The organism is Sphingomonas sp. (genome assembly GCF_003248515.1).
In the GTDB taxonomy this organism is placed as follows: Bacteria; Pseudomonadota; Alphaproteobacteria; order Sphingomonadales; family Sphingomonadaceae; genus Sphingomonas_I.
Genome location: NZ_QFOB01000016.1, coordinates 45292 through 67675 on the forward strand (window position 1 = coordinate 45292; position 22384 = coordinate 67675).

The following is a 22384-nucleotide window of genomic DNA, read 5'->3' on the forward strand; positions in this document are numbered from 1 at the left end:
GATGGCGGCGAGCTCCGCGTCGCTGCTTTACGCTCACAACGCGGCGCCGATCACGCGGCACCTCGAACGGCCCGACGTGACCGAGCTCGTCATCAACGAGCCCGGTACGATCGGGCTCGAGACGCGCGACGGCTGGGAATGGCATGACGAGCCCGAACTCGACAATGCCGCGCTGATGACGCTCGCGAAGCTGATCGCCGGCCTCACCAAGCAGGACGTCAATGCCGAATATCCGATCGTCTCGTCGGTCCTGCCCGGCGGCGAGCGCGCGCAGGTCGTCGTGCCACCGGCGGTCGAGCAGGGGTTCATCTCGATCACCGTCCGTAAGGCATCGGGCGTGACCATGAACCTGGACGATTTCGAGCGTGCCGGGCTGTTCAGCGAAGTGCGGGCAAAAGGCCTGCACGAGAAGGTCGATACCAGGCTCCAGTCGCTGCGCGCGGCGGGGGACTGGAAGGGGTTCTTCCGGCTCGCTGTAGAAGCTCGCAAGAATATCCTGATCTCCGGCGCGACCGGGTCCGGTAAGACGAGCTTTTCCAAGGGGCTAATCAAGCTGATCCCCGAATATGAGCGCATCCTCACGATCGAAGACACGCGCGAGCTCGTCGTCCCGCAGCGCAACCGGGTCCACATGATGTACGCCAAGGACGGAAAGGGCCTGCAGAAAGCGGGCGCGAAGGAGCTGCTGGAATCCGCACTGCGGATGCGGCCCGACCGCATCCTCTTGCAGGAGCTTCGCGACGGAACCGCCTTCTTTTATCTGCGCAACGTCAACAGCGGTCATCCCGGCTCGATCACCACCGTCCACGCCAATACGGCCGAGGGCGCGCTCGAGCAGCTGACGCTCCTCGTGAAAGAGTCCGAAGGCGGCAACGACCTCGATCGCCACGACATCCGTGCGCTGCTGCGTTCGCTCGTCGACATCGTGGTGCAGATGGATCGGCTTCCACCCGCGGCCGGGCAACCGGCGCGCTATCGCATGACCGAAGTGTGGTTCGATCCGGCCGGCAAGCCGCGCGAGTGAGGGGGCCGGCGTCGTGAATGGGAAGTGGGTCCGCAGCGACGAAGGCTCGCAGCCCGGCGCCATCGTCTTCCTGGCGCTGATCGGGCTGGTGGCGAGCGCGGCGGTCGGCGCGTTGGCGGTACTCTGGAGAGCGCATCTCCTGAGCGCCGGCACCCCGTGGCGAAAAGTACCGGCCGCGCTGTGGGCGCTGAAATCCTATCCGATCGTCTATCGGCCGTTCCTGATCGGGTTCGCGATCGGGCTGGTGCTGACGATCGCCATCATCGTCGCCACGCTCTTCACCCGCCAGAAGCTCCACGGCGAGGCGCGCTGGGCGCGGCTCGGCGAAGTGCGCCGAGGCAAACTGCTCGGTCGAACCGGCATCGTGCTCGGCAAGTTCGGGGGCAAGGTCATGCGGTTCGACGGTCCCGAACATGTGATGCTCGAGGCGCCGACCCGCGCCGGCAAGGGCGTCGGCGTTATCATCCCCAATCTGCTCGACTGGCCGGACTCGCTCGTCGTGCTCGATATCAAGCAGGAAAATTACGACAACACGGCGGGCTATCGGCTTTCGGTGCTCGGGCAGCGCGTCGTGTTGTTCAACCCGCTCGACCCCAAGGGTAACACCGCTCGCTACAATCCGCTGAGCTATATCGACCGTCGCGATCCGGTCGCCGTCATCAACGAGCTTCAGAAGATCGGGATGATGCTGTTTCCCGATCCGGTCTCGGGCGACAATTTTTGGGCCGAGAGCGCCCGCACCGCCTTTCTCGGGGTCGCCGCCTATGTCGCGGCGACGGTCGATGACGGCCCGGACGCCCTGCCCTTCACCATGGGCGAGGTCTACCGACAGTTCGCCGCCGGCGACGCCGCCAAGCGCTTCCCCAAGATCATCTGGAAACGCGAACAGGCTGGCAAGCCGCTGTCGGGCGGGTGTGTCTCGGCGCTGCGCGACTTCACCACCGCCTCGCCGAACACCTTCACCTCGATCCGGCAGTCGGTCACCGCGAAGATCAACGCCTGGCTCAACCCCTATGTCGATGCGGCGACGTCGGAGAGCGACATCGACCTCAGCGAATTCCGCGACAAGCGGATCTCGCTCTATCTCGGCGTCTCGCCCGACGATCTGGAGCGGGTCGCCCCGATCTATGGCTTGCTGTTCCAGCAGCTGATCGACCGCAATGTCCGCGAGCTGCCGAAGGATGGCCGCCACCAGATCAAGGTGCTCGTCGCACTCGACGAGTTCGCCAGCCTCGGCAAATGCTCGGTCCTGGCGCAGGCGTTCAGCTATGTGGCGGGATATGGTCTGCGGCTTCTTCCCGCCTTCCAGTCGATCGAGCAAATCCAGGGCGTTTATGGCGACAAGGTCGCGGCCGACATCGAGCGCAACTGTGCGGTGCGGCTGGTGCTACGCCCGGCGGGCTTGTCGGACGCCAAGAAGATCTCCGATCAGCTCGGCACCTACACGTTCCAGTCGCGTTCGCGCTCGATGGGCACCTGGGGCGGCGGAGGCGGATCGACGTCGCTGTCGGACCAGCGACGGCCGCTGATGCTGCCGCAGGAGGTCGAGATGCTGCCCGAAAACGACATGATCGTGTTTCGGCGCGGCATGTACGCGACCTATGGCAAGAAAGTCCGCTACTTCGCGGAGGAAAAGCTCATCGCACGCACCAAGATCGCACCGCCTGTGATGGCGACGATCCGCGTCGACCCGGCAGTAGCTCACAATAGTCTACGAGTAATCGCCGCTGTCGAGTCCGATGACGCCGAATTCAGGTCGGCCGGTAGCCCTCACTCGTTTGGCGACGCTGTTGCGCCTGCAGCAGGCGACCAAGCGATGCGAAGGCTCAATCGAGCCGCGATCGACGCCGCCAAGGCAGCGGTGCCAGCCGAGCGCACTAGGAAATTGTTCGAACACCTCGTCGCCGTCGGGGAGTCCGCTGCGTGACGACCGCGGCGCAACGCGGGAAACCGCCGTGATGGAGTACCGCGCCGTCCAGCGTTTCCTTCGATACTCAATACGAGGCGATGATTGGGAAAAGGTCGAGCCGCTTCAGCTGGGCGCTGGCCGGATCATGTCCCATGCTTCGCCTTCCACCGCCTCGGCGAGCTTGACCATCATGTCGAGCGTCGGGTTCGCGCGCCCGCGTTCGATCAATGAGATATAGGCGGCGGTGATGCCGGTGCGCTCGAACATTTGTATCTGTGTCAGGCCCAGGGCTTGGCGGCGTTGCTTGAGGCGTTCGCCGAACAAGCGAGCGACGGGCTGAACATAGTCCTCCAAGTCTATGGTTTTGGGCATGTTTCAGCTTTCCCCCCAGAGGTGCCTCCGCTCCGTCGTGCTACCCCCGAAACAATCTAAGCCAAAATGGACCAATTGGCACCCAGAATCCCCTTGTACCTCGTGGCGCCCTCCCCCGCGAGTATGCTCGCGCTCACAAACTGCGGCGTGAACCGACAATCTGCCCGATAGCACGAGTCGCGCGCACGGATTTCCGAGACGGTATGCTCGAAAGCACGAGCATTCCTGCCTCGATCTGCCTGATAGCACGAGCCTTCGTCGGCGTCAGGCCGGCCGGCAGTGCTTAACCATGGCGTAGCGGGCTTCTTCCCGATTCGGCGATCGTCATCGTCCGGCGGAAGAAAAGGTTCGCTGTCGGACGAGACCGCACGCCTCGACGATACAACGAAGTGCGAGGGAGACGCCGAGCCGACATGAAAAACCCGGCACGAGGCCGGGCTTTTCGGGTTGCCCGCTAGGGGCGAGGTTGCAGTCGATACCTAGCTGAGCTTCCCGATCCCTTCAAGCCATTTTGCGCGATCCGCGCCACGATGCGCTGTGTCTGCACGGGCTCCTAAAGGGGAGTTACCGAACGATGACCTATGCCTCTCATCCGGGTGCCGGATTTCGACGCTTCGACGGCGCCGCCGCCAAGGCGGACGAACTCGCCCAGGCGTTTCGCGGCCTGCCGGACGGCGCCGGGCCGGGTCACGCGCTCGCCGCGTTCAAGCGCGCCGCCTCCTACCTCGACGTGCCGCCCGGGATCGTCCAGCTCATCGACGCGCTCTTCGCCTGGACCAAGCCGGACGATTGGCGACCGGCGACCACGCCGATCGTGTGGCCGCGCAACGACAAGCTCGCGCGCAAGCTCGGCCTTAAAGTCCGCCAGGTCCAGAACCTGCTCGATCGCGCGGTCGCGCTGCGCCTGATCAGCCACAAGGACAGCCCGAACGGCCATCGTGGCGGCGTGCGCGCGGCCGACGGCACGATCAAATGGGCCTACGGCATCGTCCTCAGCCCGATCGGGACCAGGATCGCAGAGTTCCAAGCCGTTGCCGAGCGCGGCGCGCGCCAGGACGAGGAGGTCGATGGCCTCAAGCGCCGCCTCACCGCCGCCCGGCGCCGGACGTCCTCACTCGCGCAGACAGCGCTCGATCAGCAGCTCGCCGGCACCGGCGCCGACGAAGAGCTGGCACTGGCGCAGAGCGGCGCTAGGCAAATGCGCAACGTCCGCGACATCGCCCTGCTTACCGGATGCGTCGAGCAGCTCGAGCAACGTAGCCGGGCATTGGAGACCCGTATTGTGGAGGCTTTGTCGGTGCTTGAAACCGACGAGAACCTCAGCGATTCACATTATAATGCACCCGCGCATGATGCTGATTGCATCGACTCTACAACTACAAACAAACCCCAAACTGCTGAAGCAGTTACAAGTAACGGCTCGGCGGAAAGAAGTAGGAGAAATGAGGCCGCCCTCCGCGATCAAGCCCCGAGCGAGGTCGAGGAGGACCTAGCGAAACACGGCGTCGATCCGGATTTTATCGAGTCCGTTACCCCCGAGCTCTGCGGTACGCTCGGCTTTGGCCGTCCGGGCTGGGGAGAACTGATCCATCTCGCCGAACAACTGGCCGAGCGACACCATATCCACCGCCATGCCTGGCACGAGGCCTGCCGTCTCATGGGTCAGCGCGGCGCGGCCGCCTCGGTTATCGCCACCGTCCGCAAGCACATGGCCGGCGAGGTCGACCGGCCGGGTGCCTATCTTCGCGGCATGAGCCAGCGCGCCGCGAAGGGCGAGCTCAATCTCGGTCGCACCTTCCACGGCCTCAAGGACCAGCGCCATTCGATGGCGATGCGCGTGTTGGCCGGCGGCGACGAGCCCCGGTCGGTCGGCGAGCTGGCCCGCCGCGCCCTCTCGCGACAGCTCGTGCTTTCGGGCAGATCGTCGTCGGATCGGCGATGAGAGCACCCACCATGAGCACCCGGGCAAGACGATTTACCCGAAAGCACGAGTCGGGAACGGTGTCCGGGAGCGTGGATGGTTACGCTGGCGGGGCGATAGCGGTGGATGGGGCGAAAGACTCGTGCTTTCGGGCATAACGTCGCGGTCGATGGATGTATCGCAGCGCAAAGCCGGTTATTGATCGACCATCCGAAGATTCAGGTTGCCGAGGGGACCGGCATGGCGAGCAAACAAGCGATCATCCTGCGACAGGGCAACCTGTTCGAGCCCGACAGTCCGCTCCACGGCAAGGTTCGCGGCGAACGCAGCGTCATGGATTTTCCGTTCTTCGCGCTTTCCAAGATACCGGTCGAGAAGGAACTCGAGTTCAAGATCGGGAAGCTGAGCATCCAGATCCGCCCGAGTGCCACGGGCATCGCCACGATGTACGACAAGGAGATCATCCTCTACGTCGCGTCGCTGATGGCGCAGGCGATCGGCCGCGGCGAAGAGGTCGATCAGAACTTCACCTTCACTGCCCACGACTTCTTCCGCATCACCGGGGTCGGTCGGCCGTCGAAGCGCGACTATGACCGTTTCACAGACGCGCTCGAGCGCCTTCAGGGCACCCAGATCAAAACCAACATCCAGACCGGCCAGAAGATCGAGAAGGGCTGGTTCTCCTGGCTGTCGGAAGCGACCGCTGAATATGCGGTGATGCCGAACGGCGAGCAGGGGCCGCTGCGCATCGTCAAGGTGCGGCTGTGCCCCTGGTTGCACCGTGCGATCCAGCTCGACGGCCACATCTATCATTATCATCACGACTATTTCCGGCTCGGCACGATCGAGCGGCGAATCTACGAGATCGCCCATTGCCACTGCGACGGGGACGCGATCGAGATCCCGCTCGACGCGCTGGCGCTCAAGGTCGGCTCGACGAGTTCGCCCTCCAAGTTCAAACAGCATCTGAAAGCAGTCGAGACGAGCGACGCCCTCCCGGAATACAAGATGACGTTAAAGGAGGTCGAGCCGAGCGAAATCCGCTACGACACGCGGGGCCGTCGTATCGCAGCGCGGGACGTCGTGGTGGTGCTGACGCCGCGCGGTCGGACGCCTGTCTCGGGTGTCATCGAGGCCCAAGCCGCCTGAGGCGAGTCCCTGCCCGGCTATAGGCTGGGATCATCAGCGATCCACTGAGCTCTACGCGTCTGAAGCCCAGCGTGCCGTGTGCCGCGGCCGCGCCAGAACCGCGTATGCATCACGCCTCAAATAACGCTGTCCATTATCGTGCTATATTGTAATATTGGACTGTGCTGCCGAGGTTGCCCCTAGCCGGTCGACGTGTCGCGACCACCGCCCCCGGTCCTCGCTCGTGAGGGGTCGGGCGATATTCGGTGGCATGGCGCTCCTCGGCGCGGTCGCGGCTTTTCATGGCGTGCGCTCCGGCCAGGCCGGAGGCAAGCCGCGGGAGGGCGGCGCGTGCGACCTGTCCGGTGTCGCCTCGCTTTGCGACGCAGTGACCGGCCTCTCCCGATCGCTCTCGACCCCGATCCTGCCGATCGCCACCGCGTCGATGCTGCCACCAGCGGGAACGCCGGGCGAAACCGATCCCGGCGTCACGCAAGCCAATATCGAGACGACGATCTGCCGCCCCGGCTATGCGCGCTCGGCAAGGCCCGATTATTCGATCACCGGTTCGATCAAGCGCCGGCTGATGACCACCGAGCATCCCGGCGAGCAGTTTGGCGATTACGAGCTCGATCACCTCATCCCGATCTCGATCGGGGGCGCACCGCTCGCGTCGCGAAATTTGTGGCTCCAGCCACGGCATGGCGCGGCGACCGCGGGCGACAAGAACGTCCTGGCTTATGTCTTGTGGCGACTGGTCTGCACCCATCGTGTGCCGCTCGTGACCGCGCAACGCGCCATCAGCCACGATTGGCCGACCGCCTACCGAACTTACGCTACCCCGGAGAATGTCGCGCGATACCATTTCCGTCACGCAGAACTGGCGAGCGACCGAACGCAGGAAATTCCCCCAACCTGAAAGAAGGAGACTGTGATGCCCCAGAATATCGCCGAATTCCGCATCATTGGCCGGATCGGGAAAATCAATGCGCGCGAGCGCGTCACCTATGTCAGCGTGGCCGCCAACTATAATCGTCGCGAAGGTGACGAGTGGAAGACCGACACGCACTGGAACAGCGTGGTCTGCTTCTCGAACGTCGGGAGCCAAGTCGAGGGCGCGGGAAAGGGCGACCTCGTCCATATCACCGGGCGGGTGCGCGAGAGCAGCCACGGTGAAGGGACGGACGTCGCCTATCGGACCGAGCTGATCGCCGACACCTTCTCGATCCTCGCCAGGGGCGACAAAGAGGAGGTTTGATGACGCGGGTGAGCGGCGGCCTGCGGCATGGCTCCATCGCCGCTGCGCCGCGACCGATTCAATGCGCGATCTCTGCCCTTCCGGGTGACAATCCTCGCTTTCGGGATCGACCGGGCGTCGTTCCTTCGTCGCGGTCGGTCGTCAAAATCGTCCGTGCCGATGAACTTTCTCCTTTCGTTCTCGGGCGCGACGACTCAAAATCGCGTTATGCCGATCCGCGCCGAACATCGCTGGCTCTATCCGATCGACTGGCCGGAGATCAGCCGGATCGTGCGCTTCACCCGCGCCGGCGGGCGGTGCGAGCGGTGCCGGCGGCCGCATGGGCGGCGCGTGGCACAACTCATCGGTGCCGATGGCGTCTGGTGGGATGCCGATGCCCGCGCCTGGCGGGACGGGCGCGGTCGCCTGCTACGCCGGGCGCCGTCGTTCGTCGCGCTCGATGCCATCAGACTCACTCGGCGGCCGGTCTATCTTGCGACCGCCCATCTCAATCACGATCCGACCGACAGCGGTCCGCGCTGGCGCAACCTCGCCGCGCTTTGCCCGCGATGTCACATGCTCCACGATGCGGTCGAGCACCGCCGACGCCGCTGGTGGAATGTCTTTCGCCGCCGCGCGCTCGGCGATCTCTTCACTGGCCGCTATGGCTGAGCAACAGCCTCAATGCGCCGCCCTCACGGCGCCGCCGGGCGCTTGTCGTCGCGGCGACCAATCCTCCGAGAGGGGAGGATGCGGTTGCCTTGCGGTGCGATGGTGCCGGAGGACGATGTGACGGATATTTACCAGACTCACAGGACGATCGCGATGGCGCGACTGCCGCTTGACGCAGAGATCCGCGCGAAAACCATTGTCGAGGCGCTCGGCGGCGTCTGGCGGGGATCCCGCGGTGAATGCCGCTGCCCAGCGCACGATGACAGCTCGCCCAGCCTGTCGGTCCGCCTCGGCGATACCGCCATTCTCTTTCATTGCTTCGCCGGCTGTACGCCGGTCGAGGTGATGAAGGCGCTAGAACGCCGGCGACTTCACGACCGCTCGAACATGACGATGCCGGAAGCCAAACCCAAGCGGGATATGAGCGCACTCGCGGCGCGACTCTGGAAGGCGAGCGTGCCGATCGCCGACACGCTCGCCGAGCGCTACTTGATCGCGCGCGGGCTAACCGGCCCTTTCCCGCGCTGCCTGCGCTTCAATCCCACGACGATCCTCGGCTCCGGATCGGCGAAACGGATCATGCCGGCGATGATCGCCGCGGTCGAGAACGATCTCGGCCTGGTCGCCGTCCAGCGCACCTTCCTCGATCCCGACGACCTGCTGCGCAAGCCGATCCCGAAGCCCAAGGTTTCGCTCGGGCTGCTCGGCACGGCCGCGATCCGGCTCGCGCCGGCGACCGACGAGCTGGGGCTCGCCGAAGGCATCGAGGATGCCCGCTCCGCGACGGAATGGTTCGGCACGCCGACCTGGGCCCTGGGCGGGGTCGAGCGTCTCGCCTTCGTGGCGATCCCGGAAAAGGTCCGGCGCGTGATCGTATTCGCCGATCGCGGCCGCGCAGCGGAGCGACTGCTGGCCAAGGCCCGGGATCATCTCACCGCCAACGGCCGCGAGTTGGTCCCGCGTATTCCCGAGCATCATGACGACTGGAACGATGCCTGGCGTGCCCGGCGCCGTACCGATCGGGTTTCCGAAGATGGCTAGACCATCCCTTCGAGCGGTGGGTGCCGCGTGCCGATCCGCATCCGCTGCTCAAACCTGTCTGGCGGCGCGAAGTGCGATCATCACGTCGGCGAGGTTTGCCAACCGACGACGCAGCTTCGGGTCGCGATGCAGGGCCGCCGCGAGGGACACGCGCGCCTTTGGCGATTTGGCTTTGATGGTTACGTCCTTCGATTGGTTCTCGAAGAAGCCAGCCTTGAACTCGATGTCGTCGGCATTTCCCTCATAGACCTTCGCCAGGAGGGTCGTCAGGTCCACCAGCCGCGCCACGGGAATTTCTTCGGATTGGCGTGACCAACGCTGGCCCGAATGCCGCACGACCTTGGCCGCCGGTTCGTTTTCGTCCCATTGCGACCAGCCGATCGTGAGCCAATGTGCGTCGGAATTTCCTTCGCGATCCGGGTCGTGGGCATTGTAGCTCAGGCCATAGACCGGCGAATGCGCGATCTGGTGGGGAAACGACTTTTGCTTAGTTACCATACTACCTCCTACTAACATGTAGTAAAATGTAGTAGATGCTCGCTGCGCGTCAAGGCTCGGTGCGCCCGCCTACCGACGGCCTGCATCGACGATGCACGATATCTCCGCGCCCAAATACCGAGCCGGACTAGAGGAGAGGGAGGCCTCCGGCCTGTTGATCCGGCGATGAGCGCCGGGCGACACGATGGAGGCCCTCGATGCGCACGTCAGCCGCAGCTCTCGAACTCGATTTCAGCGTTCCCGCTCTCTCTGCCGCCAGGACGATCGCCGCCGCGATCGCGGCAGACGCAACCGTTTCTCGCGACACTCTGCTCAGCGAGATGGCGCAGGCTCATGGGGGCTCGGCCGCCGACGGGTGCTGGACGCTGCGCGATGCCTATGACGTGCTCGAGCTCGCTCAGGTGCTCCATCTCGAAGATGCTCCTCTTCCCGCCGACCCGTCGGCCTGCCTTGCCGCGCTGATCGACGTAGTCGCAGGTCTGCCGACGCACACCGTGCGGAGCGAGGAGCAGATCGCGCTGCAGCAATTCTCGACGCCCGCCCCGATCGCCTATCTGGCGACGCTCGCTGCACGCATCATGCCAGCGGACTTGGTGTTGGAGCCCTCGGCGGGAACCGGCCTCCTCGCCGCTTTCGCGCGCCGCACCGGTGCGCGCCTGGTTCTGAACGAACTTGATCCCGCGCGCGCCGACATGCTCCAGGCCGCCTTCCCCGACATCGCGGTGACCCGCCACGATGCCGAGCTGATCGACGATCTCCTCGCTCCGGGCCTCCGGGTGTCGGCGGTGCTGATCAATCCGCCCTTCTCACGCAGCATTGGTCGCCATGCCGACCCGCTCGCTGCCTATCGCCACCTGCGTTCGGCGCTGCTGCGGCTTTCCGCCGGCGGCCGCTGCGCGGCCGTCCTCCCCGATCGAACCGACACAACGAGCCGGGCATGGGCGAAAGCGACGGAGGGCTGCGGGCTCACTCTGCATTTGCTGCTCCCCGCCAATGCCTATGCCAAGCACGGCACCGGCCAAGCGGTGAAGATCATGGTCCTCGAGAAGGGCGTAACGGGCAACGCCGATCTCGTCATCTGCGATACGCTCGCGACTGCCCTTGTCCACGCGATGGCGCCCCGCCCCGCGACTGTCGTGCCCGCACCGCCCGTGCGGACGAACTCGCCATCATTGCTCGGCGGCCTGAGCACTCGGACGCGGCTTTCCGCCCCGCTCCCCCGACCGTTTTCCGCGATCGCCGCGCGCGACGTCGATTACACGATCCTCGGCGAAGCCGCCCCGGTCGCCGAAGCCGTCGGCATCTATTTGCCCTATCGCCCCAGCCGGATCGCAATCGGCTGCGCGTCGCAGCATCCAACCCCGCTCGTCGAATCGATCGCGATGGGATCGATCACCGCACCGCGGCCGTCCTTCCGGCCGCAACTGCCCGCCCGCGTCGTCGACGGTCGGGTTCTTTCGGACGCCCAGCTCGAAACGCTGGTCTATGCCGGCGACGCATTCGAGCGCGATCTTCCCGGACGGTTCTTGCCCGCCGAGGAAGGGCTGTCGCTGACCCCCGACGATGCCGGCAACCCCTACCGCATGGGTTTCTTCCTCGCCGACGGCACCGGCGCCGGCAAGGGCCGTCAGGTCGCATCGATCATCCTCGATCAATGGCTGCGCGGCCGTCGCCGCCATGTCTGGATCTCCAAAACCGAAACCCTGCTCGAGGATGCGCGGCGCGACTGGATCGCGGTCGGCGGTCTCGCGCTCGACATCCAGCACCTCAACCAGTGGAAGCTCGGCACACCGGTCGGTGCCGGCGAAGGGGTGCTGTTCCTGACCTATGCGACGCTGCGCTCCAATCGCGGCGACAAGGGCACCCGGCTGCGTCAAATTCTCGACTGGCTCGGTGATGCGTTCGACGGGATGATCGTGTTCGACGAGGCACACGAGATGGCGGGCGTCGCCGGCGGCGAAGGTCGCTTCGGCACCAAGGACGGCTCCGATCAGGGAATCGCCGGGGTCCGCCTGCAGAACCTCCTTCCGCGTGCCCGTGTGCTCTACGTCTCTGCGACCGGCGCGTCCGACGTCAACAACCTCGCCTATGCGACCAGGTTGGGGCTGTGGGGACCCGGCACGGCGTTCGCAGACCGCAAGGCGTTCGTCGAAAGCCTGCGCCGCGGCGGGATCGCCGCGCTCGAGCTGATCGCGCGCGATCTCAAGATGCAAGGTCTCTACACGGCTCGCGCGCTGAGCTTCGCCGGCGTCGAATACGACATCCTCGAGCATCGGCTCACCGCCGACCAGATCGCGGTCTACGACGCCTATGCCGATGCCTGGGCGATCATCCATGCCAATCTGCGCGCGGCGCTGGACGCTACCCGGATCACCGACAGCTTCTCGAAGGAAACCTATAACGGCGGTGCCAAGGCCGCGGCGCTGTCGATCTTCGAATCGACCAAGCAGCGCTTCTTCGGCCAGCTCCTGATCGGCATGAAGCTGCCATCGTTGATCCCAGCGATGCGCGCGGATCTCGCCCGCGGCGACAGCGTCGTGGTCCAGCTCGTCTCGACCTCCGAGGCGATGCTCAACCGTGCGCTCGCCAGCTTGGGCGCCGAGGACCGTGCCAATCTCGACATCGAGCTCTCGCCGCGCGAATTCCTGATGGACTATCTGACCGCCGCCTTCCCGGTTCGCCAGATGAAGACGTTCGTCGACGATACCGGCAAGACCCGGTCCGAACCGATGATCGACGAGGATGGTCGACCGGTCCTCTGCCAGGAGGCGCTGCGAATGCGCGACGCCATGCTCGAAGGGCTCGGCGCGCTGCCGATCGTCGGCTCCGCGCTCGATCATATCATCGGCCATTTCGGCCCGAGCGCCGTCGCCGAAGTGACCGGACGGAGCCGGCGGATCATCGTCGACATGGTCGGCCGCCAGCGCATCGAAAATCGCAGCCCGCGAACCAATCTCGCCGAGACCGACGCGTTCATGCGCGGCGAGAAGAAGATCCTGATCTTCTCCGACGCGGGCGGCACCGGCCGCAGCTATCACGCCAGCCTTACCGCCGAGAATCGCGCGCGGCGCATCCATTACCTGCTTGAACCGGGCTGGCGCGCCGATGCCGCGATCCAGGGGCTCGGCCGCACGCACCGCACCCATCAGGCGTCGGCCCCGCTGTTTCGTCCCGTCTCGACCGACTGCCGCGGCGAACGGCGGTTCATCTCGACGATCGCCCGCCGGCTCGACAGCCTCGGCGCGCTGACCCGCGGCCAGCGCCAGACCGGCGGCCAGGGGTTGTTCGACCCGCGCGACAATCTCGAAAGCGACTACGCCAAGGAAGCGCTCGAGACCTGGTTCCGCCTGCTCGCCGATGGCAAGCTGCGCTCGGTCACCTTCGACGACTTCCAGCGCCTCACCGGACTCGAGCTCGAGGGCGAGGGCGGCGGCCTGAAGGAGGAGCTGCCACCCATCCAGCGTTGGCTCAATCGCATCCTCGCGCTGCGGATCGCGCTTCAGAACGCGGTCTTCGACGAATATCTCGGGCTGATCGAGGCGCGGGTCGAAGCGGCGCGTGAGGCCGGGACGCTCGACGTCGGTGTCGAGAGCATTTCCGCCGAGCGCATTACCATCCTCGATCGCACGGTGATCCGCCGCGATCCGGTCAGCGGTGCCGAGACCGAAATCCTTCAGCTCGAGACCGAGGAACGCTATCGGCCGCTCGTACTCGAGCGCGCGCTGCAGATGCTCGACGACGACGCCCGACCCATGGTCAATCGCAAATCGGGGCGCGCTGCGATCCGGTGCAGCACCTATTCGCTCACCGACGAGGACGGCGAAATCATTCGCCGTTACGAGCTGGTCCGTCCGACGCGGTCGGAGCGGATGCGCCGCGACCTGCTTCTCGAGACGATGTGGGAAGAGGCGAGCGCGGACGAGTTCGCCGCGTTCTGGTCGGCCGAGGTCGACGAGCTCAGCGACAAGACCCGCACGAGCACCATCTATCTCGTCGCCGGACTCCTTCTCCCCGTCTGGGACCGGTTGCCCGACGATCATGTCCAGGTCTGGCGACTGACTACCGACGATGGCCAGTCCTTCCTAGGCCGGCTGGTGCCCGCCCCGATCGTGCCCAAGCTCGCCGCCGCCTTCGGCATCGACGCCGCGATCACGGTCTCGGGCGAGGAGAGCGCGAAGCACGTGATGACCACCGGCGAGACCAGCCCGGTCGGTGCTTATCGGCTGAAGCGCAGCCTCGTCGCCGGCCAGCAACGCCTCGAGCTCCTCGACTGGCCGCACACGCGTCTGGCGGAATTGAAAGCCGCGGGATGCTTCACCGAGATCATCCAGCACAAGACCCGGCTCTTTGTCCCGGTCGCCAGCGCGGCCGCGGTGATCGAACGCCTCACCGCTTGAGCCGACACCGGCACCTTCCCTCGCTAGGCCGGAGAGAGGGGAGGACGCCTTCGGCTTGGTGGGCCTGACCAACAGGCTCGCGTGACCGTTCGATGCGGCGCGCTTATCCCAGACGGAGAAGACCGATGATCCAGTCCGTGAAGGTCAAGAACCTCTCGCTCTCGAAGGACAACGTCCGCAAGCGCAACCGCGAGCAGGGCCTGTCCGAACTCGCCGCGAGCATCGCGGCGCAAGGGCTCCTGCAGAATCTGATCGTCACCCCGCTCAAGAAGGCGGGCACGTTCACGGTGAAGGCCGGTGGCCGTCGCCTGCGGGCGATCCAGCTCCTGATCGAGCAGGGCGCGCTCCCCGCCGATCACGAGGTGCCGGTCCTGGTGCTCGACGATGGCGCCAATTCGGTCGGCGCGAGCCTGACCGAGAATCGCCAGCGGGCGCCGATGAACCCGGCCGACGAATGCCTCGGCTTCAAGATCCTGATCGACCAGTTCGACATGACGGTCGAGCAGGTCGCGATCCAGCAGGCGGTTACCGTCCGCTTTGTCGAGCAGCGCCTGCGGCTCGCCGACCTCGCCCCGGCAGTGTTCGAGGCGCTCGGCGCCGGCGAAATCAGCTTGGGCGTCGCACAGGCCTACGCCGTCACCGCCGATACCGACCGCCAGACCCGCGTGTTCGAACAGATGAAGCATGCGTATTACGGCAACCAGCCCGACAACATCCGCCGCGCCATCCTCAACGGCACGGTGAAGGCGAACGACGCCAAGGCGCGTTTCGTCGGGCGTGACGCGTATATCGCCGCAGGCGGTCGCATCGAAGGCGACCTCTTCGCCCAGGAAGCCGGTGACGAAAGCTGGACCGACGTCGACCTGCTCGAGGAGCTCGCTGGCAAGAAGCTCGAGGTCGCGGCGGCCGAATTCGCGCAGGCACAGGGCCTCGCGTTCGTGACTCCGATCACCGCCACCAACGTGCCCTACGACCTGGAGCGGCAGCTGCACGAGTTCCATCCGACGGCTCGGGCGCTCACCGACGAGGAGCAGCTTCGCGTCGACGACCTCTCGAGCGAGAACGACAATCTCGTCGAACAGCTCGAAACCTCGCTCGTCGAGGGCACGCCCGAAGCGGAATCGGCGAACGACCGGCTGGACGCGATCGAGCGCGAGCTCGACGAGATCGACGACGCCCGCAAATCGATCGATCCCTCCGTCAAGGCGCAGCTCGGCACCTTCGTGTATATCGGCGGAGACGGACAAGCGCGGGTGCATGCCCGGTTGTTCAGCGAGAAGCCGGTGGTCGATCCATCGACACCCCCGACGTCGCTTAGCGGCAATTCCGGTAATACCGGTAATGACGATGAGGGCGAGCAGGGTGCACGGCTCAGCGCGACGCTCGTCGACGAACTCGCCACCCAGCGTCGCCAGATCCTCGTCGCGCACCTAGCGAGCGACCCGGCGATCGCGCTCGACCTGACGATCTTCCTCATGGCGCAGGAAGTGTTGTTTGCGACCAGCTACGTCCGCGATCATTCGACGCTGAAGGCGGGTGCGGCGGCGATGCCGATCCTCACGTTCCGCGACGAAGGATCGCAGGCATCGCAGTCGATCGAGGATCAGCGTCAGCATCTCGACACCGGCTGGGCGGGGCATCCGACGATGTCGGCGCGGTTCGATGCGTTCCGCGGCCTCGACGAGCAGGCGCGGGGGGCGTGGGTTGCCTACGCGATCGCGCAGACGCTGGAGCCGACGCTCAACGTCGCCGAGGGCGGCCGCGTGAACGGCTTCCACGACCATCTCGGGCGAACGCTTGGGATCGAGGTCGCGGCTTGGTGGCGTCCGACCGCGGAGAACTTCTTCGGCCGGGTGAAGAAGGGGCTGATGCTCGACGCGCTCGAGGAGATCGGCGGACCCATCCTGCGCGGACGATACAAAGACGCCAAGAAGGCCGATCTCGCCAGCACCTGCGCGTCGCTGTGCAACGGCCAAGGCATCGTCGAGGCCGAAATCCGCGAGAAGGCGATCGCGTGGCTGCCCGATGCGATGCGGTTCGACGCGCAGGAGAAGCCCGAGCGCGTCCGGGCGCATTCCACCTTCGTTGCCGACGAGGCCGAGGATGACGTCGAGCAGGACGACGATGGGGCCGACGACGCCGAACTCACCGGCGACGACGACGCATCGGCCTCTCATGACGACGAGGACTTCAGCCGGGCGGCCTGATCTTCCGGTCCACGTTCGAGGCGACTGGGGCGGCACTCTCTCGGGAGTGTCGCCCTCTTTTTCGTGACCCGTTCGCACACGCGCCCAGGCGCCGCGATCCGGTCCGCCTCTTTCCAACCAGGAGAATGATCGTGGCCAAAGCCGCCGACAAGCCGTCGCCCGCCGACATCATCACCAATGCGATCATCGCGAAGCTCGAGGCCGGGGTGCGCCCCTGGGTCAAGCCATGGCGACCGGGGCTGGGCGGACGCCCGCTGCGCGCAACCGGCGAACCCTATCGTGGGATCAACTGCTTCTGGCTGTGGCTCGTCGCCGAGAGCGCGGGTTATAACGCGCGCACCTGGATGACGTACAAGCAGGCGCAGGCGCTGGGTGGTCAGGTTCGCGAAGGCGAGCGCGCGCAGATCGCGATCTTCTACAAAACCTACAGCAAAGCAGTGGCAGCGCCACTGACCGGCGACGTCGTTGACGAGACGCGCCGCGTCCTGCGCAGCTACAATGTGTTCAATGCAGATCAGATCGATGGTCTGCCGGAGCGTTTTCGCCCGTCCCGGCTCGGCGTCGTTCCTCCGGCCGACGAGCTGCCGGAGCGCGCCCGGCAGTTCGTCGCGAGCCTGCCGGCGACGGTCCATATCGGCGGCGATCGTGCGTTCTACGACCGCATCGCCGACACGATCACGATGCCGGCAGTCGAGCAGTTCACGACCCGCGCCTATTGGGCATCGACGCTGGCCCATGAGGCCGGGCATTGGACCGGCCACCCCGATCGGCTCGATCGCCAGTTCGGGAAGAAGTTCGGCGACGACGCCTACGCCTTCGAGGAGATGTGCGCGGAAATGACCGCAGCGCTGCTCGGCGCTGACCTGGCGCTTCCCACCGCCCATCTCGACGACCACGCGAACTATATCGGCTCGTGGCTGCGCGTTCTGAAGCGCGATAGTCGGGCGGTGATGACCGCCGCCGCGAAGGCCGAGGCGGCCGCCGGCTTCCTGTTGCGCGCCACCGGGCTTGCGGATAACGCGCCCGCAAAAGAGCCGGTCCGTGAGGCCGCGTAGTCGTGTCCGCCGACCCGGATCTGCGCGCCTACCGGCGCATCGTCGTCGCCTTCAGTGGCGGCAAGGACAGCCTCGCCGCGCTGCTCCACCTTCTCGACATCGGCGTTCCGACCGACGCCATCGAGCTCCACCATCATGAGGTCGACGGACGCGGCGCAAGCTTCATGGATTGGCCTTGCACCGCTGGCTATGTCGGCGCGATCGCGGGCCATCTCGGCATTCCCGTTTATTTCTCGTGGCGCGAGGGCGGGTTCGCGCGCGAGCTCGATCGGAATGGGACCTCGACGGCACCGATCCGGTTCGAGACCCCGACAGGCATCGGGCGGGCCGGCGGTTTCGGCCGAGCCGGCACGCGCGGCCTGTTCCCGCAGACGTCCGCCGACCTTCGCGTCCGCTGGTGCAGCCCGGCGCTCAAGATCGACGTGCTCGCCGCTGCGATCCGCAATCAGAACCGCTTCTTCGATGGCCGCACACTCGTCGTGACCGGCGAGCGCGCCGAGGAAAGTCCGGCGCGCGCGCATTACGCTCGCCTAGAACGCCACCGCACCGCGACGGCAGCCCGCGCCGTCGAACATTGGCGTCCTATCCACGACTGGACCGAGGCGCGGGTCTGGAAGATGATCGCGTCCTCGGCGATCAGACCGCACCCGGCCTATGTCCTGGGCTGGGGCCGATTGTCGTGTCGGACCTGCATTTTCGGATCGCCCGACCAGTGGGCGACAATCCGTTTGCTGTTTCCTGCCGCTTTCGACCGCATTCGCAGACGCGAGGCGGCAACCGGGAAGAGCATCCATCGCGCTCTCGATCTCGATCGGCTCGCCGAACGGGGACATCCGTTTCCCGCCGCGACCCTCCATCCCGACGCGCTCGCCCAAGCGGAGGATGCGAGATGGCGTCTGCCGATAATCCTGACGCCGTGGTCACTGCCCGCCGGCGCGTTCGGCGACGCAGCCGGTCCAACCTGAGGCTTTCCAACGTCGGCAGCAGCCCGACGGTCGATTTACGCATTGCGGTCGGGCCACCATCACCGGCTAGGTCCTCTCCCACTGCCACCCGCCCCGCGCCGTCAACGGCTTCGCCGTTCCCCTGCGGTCCGCCTGCGCCGACCGTGGCGGTGACCTTGCGGGACGACCGGGCGGCTTTGTTGGAGGCCTACCGCCGATCATGGCAGTCCAACCAGGAGCGCCCGATGCCTACGCCGATCTTCGTCTTCGGATCCAACCTAGCAGGGCGCCACGGCAAGGGCGCAGCCCTCTGGGCACGGCAGCATCGCGGCGCGATCTACGGTCGCGGGGTCGGACGTCAGGGCGATGCCTATGCGATCCCCACCAAGGACCACCGGCTTTGCGTCCTGCCGTTGAGCACGATCCGGATGCACGTCGAGTCGTTCCTCGATCATGCGCGCGCGCATCCCGATGCGCGGTTCGAACTCACCCCGATCGGCTGCGGTCTTGCCGGCTATCGCCCCGACGAGGTCGCACCGATGTTCGCCGCCGCCCCGACGAACGTCGCGATGCCGGCTTCGTTCGCGGCTGTGCTGACCGCCCCTCCTTCGCCGACCTGAACTCCGAGAGAGAAGAGGCTGCTGACGCCCCTGTGGTGGCGCAGACCCCGGGCGAGACGCCCGACCCTCTTCCGCCAGCTAGTTTTCATCGACAGGAGCTCACAATGGCAGACCGTGTTTCAGCGACAATCACGATCGGCGGCACCGTCCCCGCCGCCCTCCTTGCCGATTTCATCGCCCTGGTCGTCGGCGAGGGGCTCTCGACCGAATGGGACGGGCCGGAGTTTGCCGAATCCGAACTCCGGGGCGATGATCCGCTCCAACTGATGGCGCACGAGGTTGCTTGGGGCCGGTTCGAAGAGCTCGAGGCCTTTTGTGCGGCAAACGCCCTGCCCTTCGCGCGCTGGTCCGGTGCCTATGGCGGCGAATGGGGCGCCGAGCGCGTGGTGTTCAAGGGCGACGGCGAGCCCCGATCCTATATCGCCGACGAGGAGGATCGCATTCTCGTGGACCTCGCCACGATCGAGCAGCTTTCGACCATCGACAACATTCACGCTCACTTCGCCGCTGCCGACATCGTGATCCCACCGCTCCGCGTCGGGAAATAGCGCCGGCTCTTTTGGCGGCGCTTTCCGGAACTACGTACCCGGAGAGAGCATCTCCGCGACACCGCTGCCGACAACGTCGGCCAACTTCACCATCGTATCGAGGGTCGGGTTGGCGCTGCCCCGTTCGATGCTGGCGAGGTACGATGCGGAGATACCCGCCCGCCGAGACAGATCGGCGCGGGTAAGACCGGCGTCCTTGCGCTTGTGCTTGAGGCATCGACCGAACGCGCGGGCTGCTACCCGGTCGGCGCGCTCTTCGATTTCTGGTTCTTGGTTGCCCATGACGCCTCCGATCGGGAAGCCGGCGACGCGCCTCAAGGGCGCGTCGTCGCTTCGGAACCGGGTGCTTGAAACCTAGAACGAGCTAGGCGCGAACGCCTTTAGGCCGGGTGGCCCTGGACATACGCGTCCGCCACCCGGTCGAATCGAACCGGCTCTCGTTCTGCGAGGTTTCAAGGCCCCGACTGCATCGCTGCAGCGTCCATATCGCTAACGGGCGCTGCCGCCGAACGCCAGCATCGATCGCGCCGCTCGACCGCGGTTCGCTCCGTTACTGACCCGCGCGCTCGCTCGATCGAGCCGCCGTGCGCCGACAAATAGAGGAGAGGAGGCCTTTGGCCCGGGCGGGCGCATCTCGCGCCCGGAGGAGCCAAGCCGATGTTCTACGACACTCCCTACCGCCATAATCAAGCGCTCGCGCCGGACGGACTCGAGACATTGCCGGCCGCGCTGCACGCCCTGAATGCCGCGGTCGACGACTGCCGACGTGCCGGCAAGCCGGTCGCGCGCGATGCGGCCGTCATCCTGCTGATCGGCAATCTCGCCGACGTCGCCGAACGGTCGGCCCCGGAAGCCGCCGCGCTACGCCTGAGGTGCGTCGCCGATCGTGCCGCCGTGCTGGCAACCCCTGCCCTGCTCGACATCGCAGGCCATGACCTCAGCGGTGAAGCAGCGGCGAAACGCATTTTCCACTATCAGGCGCGCCGCGCACTGACCCAGCTCGCCGAGGCAATGGGACTCGACCCGGCCACCACGCGGATCACGACCGCGCTCGGCAACGACCGCGAGGACGGAACCAGCGAACTGCGCCATTCCGACATAGGCATCCGGGTCGTCCCGCGGAGCTTCCTTCCCGCAAGCGAGGTCAGCTTCAACCGCTGCGTCCGCGGCGAACCCGCCGGCAAGGTCCATCACGCACCGATCGCCGAGCTGCTCGATGCGCCCGCTTTTTCGCACCGGGTCGCCGAGACGATCGGCGGCGTCGGTCGAGCGGTCCTTGCGGTCGCCGCCTGATCTCTCCCGAAACCCGAAAGGACACCATCATGGGATGGCTATTCATCCGCGATATGGGCGCGCACGCGACTGCGCGCGCCTATCTCGATGCGCAGTTCACTTACGCGCGCGATGATCATCGTCTTGCCGTGCTCGCGTCATCGATGGTCGGCAGCACCTATTATGCCGCGGCCGAGCGGATCGAGGCCGCCAGCGGTCGCGAAGTCTTCGCGATCGTCTGCCTGACCCGCACGAGCACGGGCGCGCGCGACGGCTGTACGTTCGGCTACAAGGACATGACCGAGCATATGGGGCCGCACGAGAGCGACTGTCCCGCGCGTCTTCTAGATCTCCTTACCGAAACCCAGAGCGACTATGCGCTCGCCTGGCGGGCGCGGTGTCGCGCCAATCTTGTTCAGAACAGGCTCCGCCAGGCGAAGCCGACGCCGCGGCCGGGCCAGACGATCGTGTTCGAAGAAGCGATGCGCTTCAGCGACGGACGCGAACGCACACGCTTCGAGGTCGTCGCCAACCCGAAGGGCCGCGTACCGCTCTTTCGCGACCCCGAAACGCGCGTACTCTGCCGCGTCCCCGCATTCCGCAAGCGCGGTTATCGGTTGATCAATCCGGCCGTCTCGCCGGCCGAGGCAACGTCGTGACCGCCTCCGCCGCCGTCGATGGCACCTACGGATTCGTCCTCGCGACGCGCGATCCGACCCACGGCCTCAGTTTCTGGTCTGCGGACTATGGCTACGGGCCGCTCTTCAACGCCACCGTCTTCAGCGAGGCCGATGCCGCTGCGCATGCGCCGGCGATCGCCGATGATCAGCTCGAATGGCTGGCGCTGCCGGCGCCGCTGGTCCCGAGGTCCGAGCGATGACGCGGCCCCCCGTGATCGCGGCCTGGGGCGCCGGCGTCGATTCGACGGCCATGATCGTCGAACTTGCCCAACGCGGCGAGCCTCTCGACATGGTGCTGTTCGCCGATCCCGGGTCGGAGAAAGCCGGCACTTACGCGTTCATTCCCATCTTCCGACAGTGGATGGCCGACCGCGGCATTCCGTCGGAAATCGTGCGGTATCGGCCCCGCAACTTCAAGCACTGGCCGCCCTACGCGACCATTGCCGAGAACATGCTGACCAACGCGACCCTGCCCAGCGTCGTGTTCAATCGCGGGTCCTGTTCGCAGAAATGGAAAGCGAGCGCGCAGGATGCCTGGACGGCGGAATGGGAGCCGGCGCGGCGGTGCTGGGATGCCGGCGAGCGGGTTGTGAAACTGATCGGCTACGACGCCTCAGCGCGGGATACGCAGCGCTATCACCATGCGATTGGCTGTGAGGATCCCCGCTACGCATATCGTTACCCGCTGCGGGAATGGATGTGGGACCGTCCACGCTGCGAGCAGCGGATCATCGACGCCGGTCTGCCCCTTCCGCCCAAATCGAGCTGCTGGCTGTTATGTTTGCAGATGGTGTCTCGTCTCACCGCAACCCTTTATTTATGGGCTACAAAATTATCCGCCGTTTGAGACGATCCGAGG

General features: G+C 65.9%; 21 protein-coding genes. 18 read left to right on the forward strand and 3 right to left on the reverse strand.

What is annotated here, in order from left to right; all coding sequences use genetic code 11:
* Position 1 precedes the first annotated feature (1 nt).
* Together virB11 and DI605_RS19150 are read left to right on the forward strand one after the other, a co-directional pair.
* Positions 2-1024: a P-type DNA transfer ATPase VirB11 gene (gene virB11, locus DI605_RS19145; protein WP_293976998.1), complete on the forward strand. Its 1023-nt coding sequence runs from the start codon at positions 2-4 to the stop codon at positions 1022-1024.
* Positions 1025-1037: 13 nt separating this feature from the next.
* A complete protein-coding gene (locus DI605_RS19150) occupies positions 1038-2951 on the forward strand; it encodes a type IV secretory system conjugative DNA transfer family protein (RefSeq protein WP_293977000.1) in 1914 nt (637 codons plus the stop codon).
* 105 nt (positions 2952-3056) lie between these two features.
* Here the strand turns inward: DI605_RS19150 and DI605_RS19155 are convergent, their stop codons facing one another.
* Complete coding sequence (locus tag DI605_RS19155; RefSeq protein ID WP_293977002.1) at positions 3057-3305, reverse strand: helix-turn-helix transcriptional regulator; 249 nt, start codon at positions 3303-3305, stop codon at positions 3057-3059.
* A gap of 574 nt (positions 3306-3879) precedes the next feature.
* Here DI605_RS19155 and repC point away from each other — a divergent pair.
* The 6 genes from repC to DI605_RS19185 all read left to right on the forward strand — a co-directional run bounded on the left by repC (position 3880) and on the right by DI605_RS19185 (position 9304).
* Entirely contained in the window at positions 3880-5247 is a 1368-nt protein-coding gene (gene repC / locus DI605_RS19160; RefSeq protein WP_293977004.1) for a plasmid replication protein RepC, read from the forward strand.
* A gap of 177 nt (positions 5248-5424) precedes the next feature.
* A complete protein-coding gene (locus tag DI605_RS19165) occupies positions 5425-6375 on the forward strand; it encodes a replication initiator protein A (RefSeq protein WP_293977006.1) in 951 nt (316 codons plus the stop codon).
* Positions 6376-6625: 250 nt separating this feature from the next.
* Positions 6626-7273 carry a hypothetical protein gene (locus DI605_RS19170; protein ID WP_293977008.1) on the forward strand — a complete coding sequence of 216 codons (648 nt, stop codon included), beginning with the start codon at positions 6626-6628 and terminating at the stop codon, positions 7271-7273.
* A 15-nt stretch (positions 7274-7288) separates the two neighbouring features.
* Positions 7289-7612 carry a single-stranded DNA-binding protein gene (locus tag DI605_RS19175; RefSeq protein WP_293977010.1) on the forward strand — a complete coding sequence of 108 codons (324 nt, stop codon included), beginning with the start codon at positions 7289-7291 and terminating at the stop codon, positions 7610-7612.
* A gap of 207 nt (positions 7613-7819) precedes the next feature.
* The gene (locus DI605_RS19180) at positions 7820-8263 is read left to right on the forward strand and encodes a hypothetical protein (protein ID WP_293977012.1); all 444 of its coding nucleotides are present in this window, start codon (positions 7820-7822) and stop codon (positions 8261-8263) included.
* Between the two features lie 162 nt (positions 8264-8425).
* Positions 8426-9304 (forward strand): toprim domain-containing protein, encoded by an 879-nt coding sequence (locus tag DI605_RS19185; RefSeq protein WP_367120076.1) that lies wholly within the window; start codon positions 8426-8428, stop codon positions 9302-9304.
* Positions 9305-9352: 48 nt separating this feature from the next.
* Here the strand turns inward: DI605_RS19185 and DI605_RS19190 are convergent, their stop codons facing one another.
* Complete coding sequence (locus DI605_RS19190; RefSeq protein WP_293977016.1) at positions 9353-9802, reverse strand: DUF6530 family protein; 450 nt, start codon at positions 9800-9802, stop codon at positions 9353-9355.
* A gap of 197 nt (positions 9803-9999) precedes the next feature.
* Between DI605_RS19190 and DI605_RS19195 the strand changes: the two genes are divergently transcribed.
* From DI605_RS19195 to DI605_RS19220, 6 genes are all read left to right on the forward strand, one after another.
* Positions 10000-14199, forward strand: coding sequence for a strawberry notch-like NTP hydrolase domain-containing protein (locus DI605_RS19195; RefSeq protein WP_293977018.1), 4200 nt, complete (start codon positions 10000-10002; stop codon positions 14197-14199).
* Positions 14200-14324: 125 nt separating this feature from the next.
* Positions 14325-16406 carry a ParB/RepB/Spo0J family partition protein gene (locus tag DI605_RS19200; RefSeq protein ID WP_293977020.1) on the forward strand — a complete coding sequence of 694 codons (2082 nt, stop codon included), beginning with the start codon at positions 14325-14327 and terminating at the stop codon, positions 16404-16406.
* 125 nt (positions 16407-16531) lie between these two features.
* Positions 16532-17461, forward strand: a complete 930-nt coding sequence (locus DI605_RS19205) for a zincin-like metallopeptidase domain-containing protein (RefSeq protein ID WP_293977022.1) — start codon at positions 16532-16534, stop codon at positions 17459-17461.
* A 2-nt stretch (positions 17462-17463) separates the two neighbouring features.
* The gene (locus tag DI605_RS19210; RefSeq protein ID WP_293977024.1) at positions 17464-18426 is read left to right on the forward strand and encodes a phosphoadenosine phosphosulfate reductase family protein; all 963 of its coding nucleotides are present in this window, start codon (positions 17464-17466) and stop codon (positions 18424-18426) included.
* 143 nt (positions 18427-18569) lie between these two features.
* Positions 18570-19025, forward strand: coding sequence for a hypothetical protein (locus tag DI605_RS19215; protein ID WP_293977026.1), 456 nt, complete (start codon positions 18570-18572; stop codon positions 19023-19025).
* Between the two features lie 35 nt (positions 19026-19060).
* Positions 19061-19573: a hypothetical protein gene (locus DI605_RS19220; RefSeq protein WP_293977028.1), complete on the forward strand. Its 513-nt coding sequence runs from the start codon at positions 19061-19063 to the stop codon at positions 19571-19573.
* A 30-nt stretch (positions 19574-19603) separates the two neighbouring features.
* On the opposite strand, the gene DI605_RS19225 is transcribed toward DI605_RS19220, so the two are convergent.
* Positions 19604-19855: a helix-turn-helix transcriptional regulator gene (locus DI605_RS19225; RefSeq protein ID WP_293977029.1), complete on the reverse strand. Its 252-nt coding sequence runs from the start codon at positions 19853-19855 to the stop codon at positions 19604-19606.
* 375 nt (positions 19856-20230) lie between these two features.
* On the opposite strand from DI605_RS19225, the gene DI605_RS19230 reads away from it, so the two are divergent.
* Genes DI605_RS19230 through DI605_RS19245 form a run of 4 tightly spaced genes read left to right on the forward strand, consistent with a single transcriptional unit; the run spans position 20231 to position 22372 of the window.
* Positions 20231-20866: a hypothetical protein gene (locus DI605_RS19230; protein WP_293977031.1), complete on the forward strand. Its 636-nt coding sequence runs from the start codon at positions 20231-20233 to the stop codon at positions 20864-20866.
* 29 nt (positions 20867-20895) lie between these two features.
* Positions 20896-21504, forward strand: coding sequence for a hypothetical protein (locus DI605_RS19235; protein WP_293977033.1), 609 nt, complete (start codon positions 20896-20898; stop codon positions 21502-21504).
* Positions 21501-21725 carry a hypothetical protein gene (locus DI605_RS19240; RefSeq protein ID WP_293977035.1) on the forward strand — a complete coding sequence of 75 codons (225 nt, stop codon included), beginning with the start codon at positions 21501-21503 and terminating at the stop codon, positions 21723-21725. Before DI605_RS19235 ends, DI605_RS19240 begins: the two co-directional genes overlap by 4 nt.
* A gap of 11 nt (positions 21726-21736) precedes the next feature.
* On the forward strand, positions 21737-22372 hold the full coding sequence (locus DI605_RS19245) for a hypothetical protein (protein ID WP_293977037.1): 636 nt from the start codon (positions 21737-21739) through the stop codon (positions 22370-22372).
* Positions 22373-22384 lie beyond the last annotated feature (12 nt).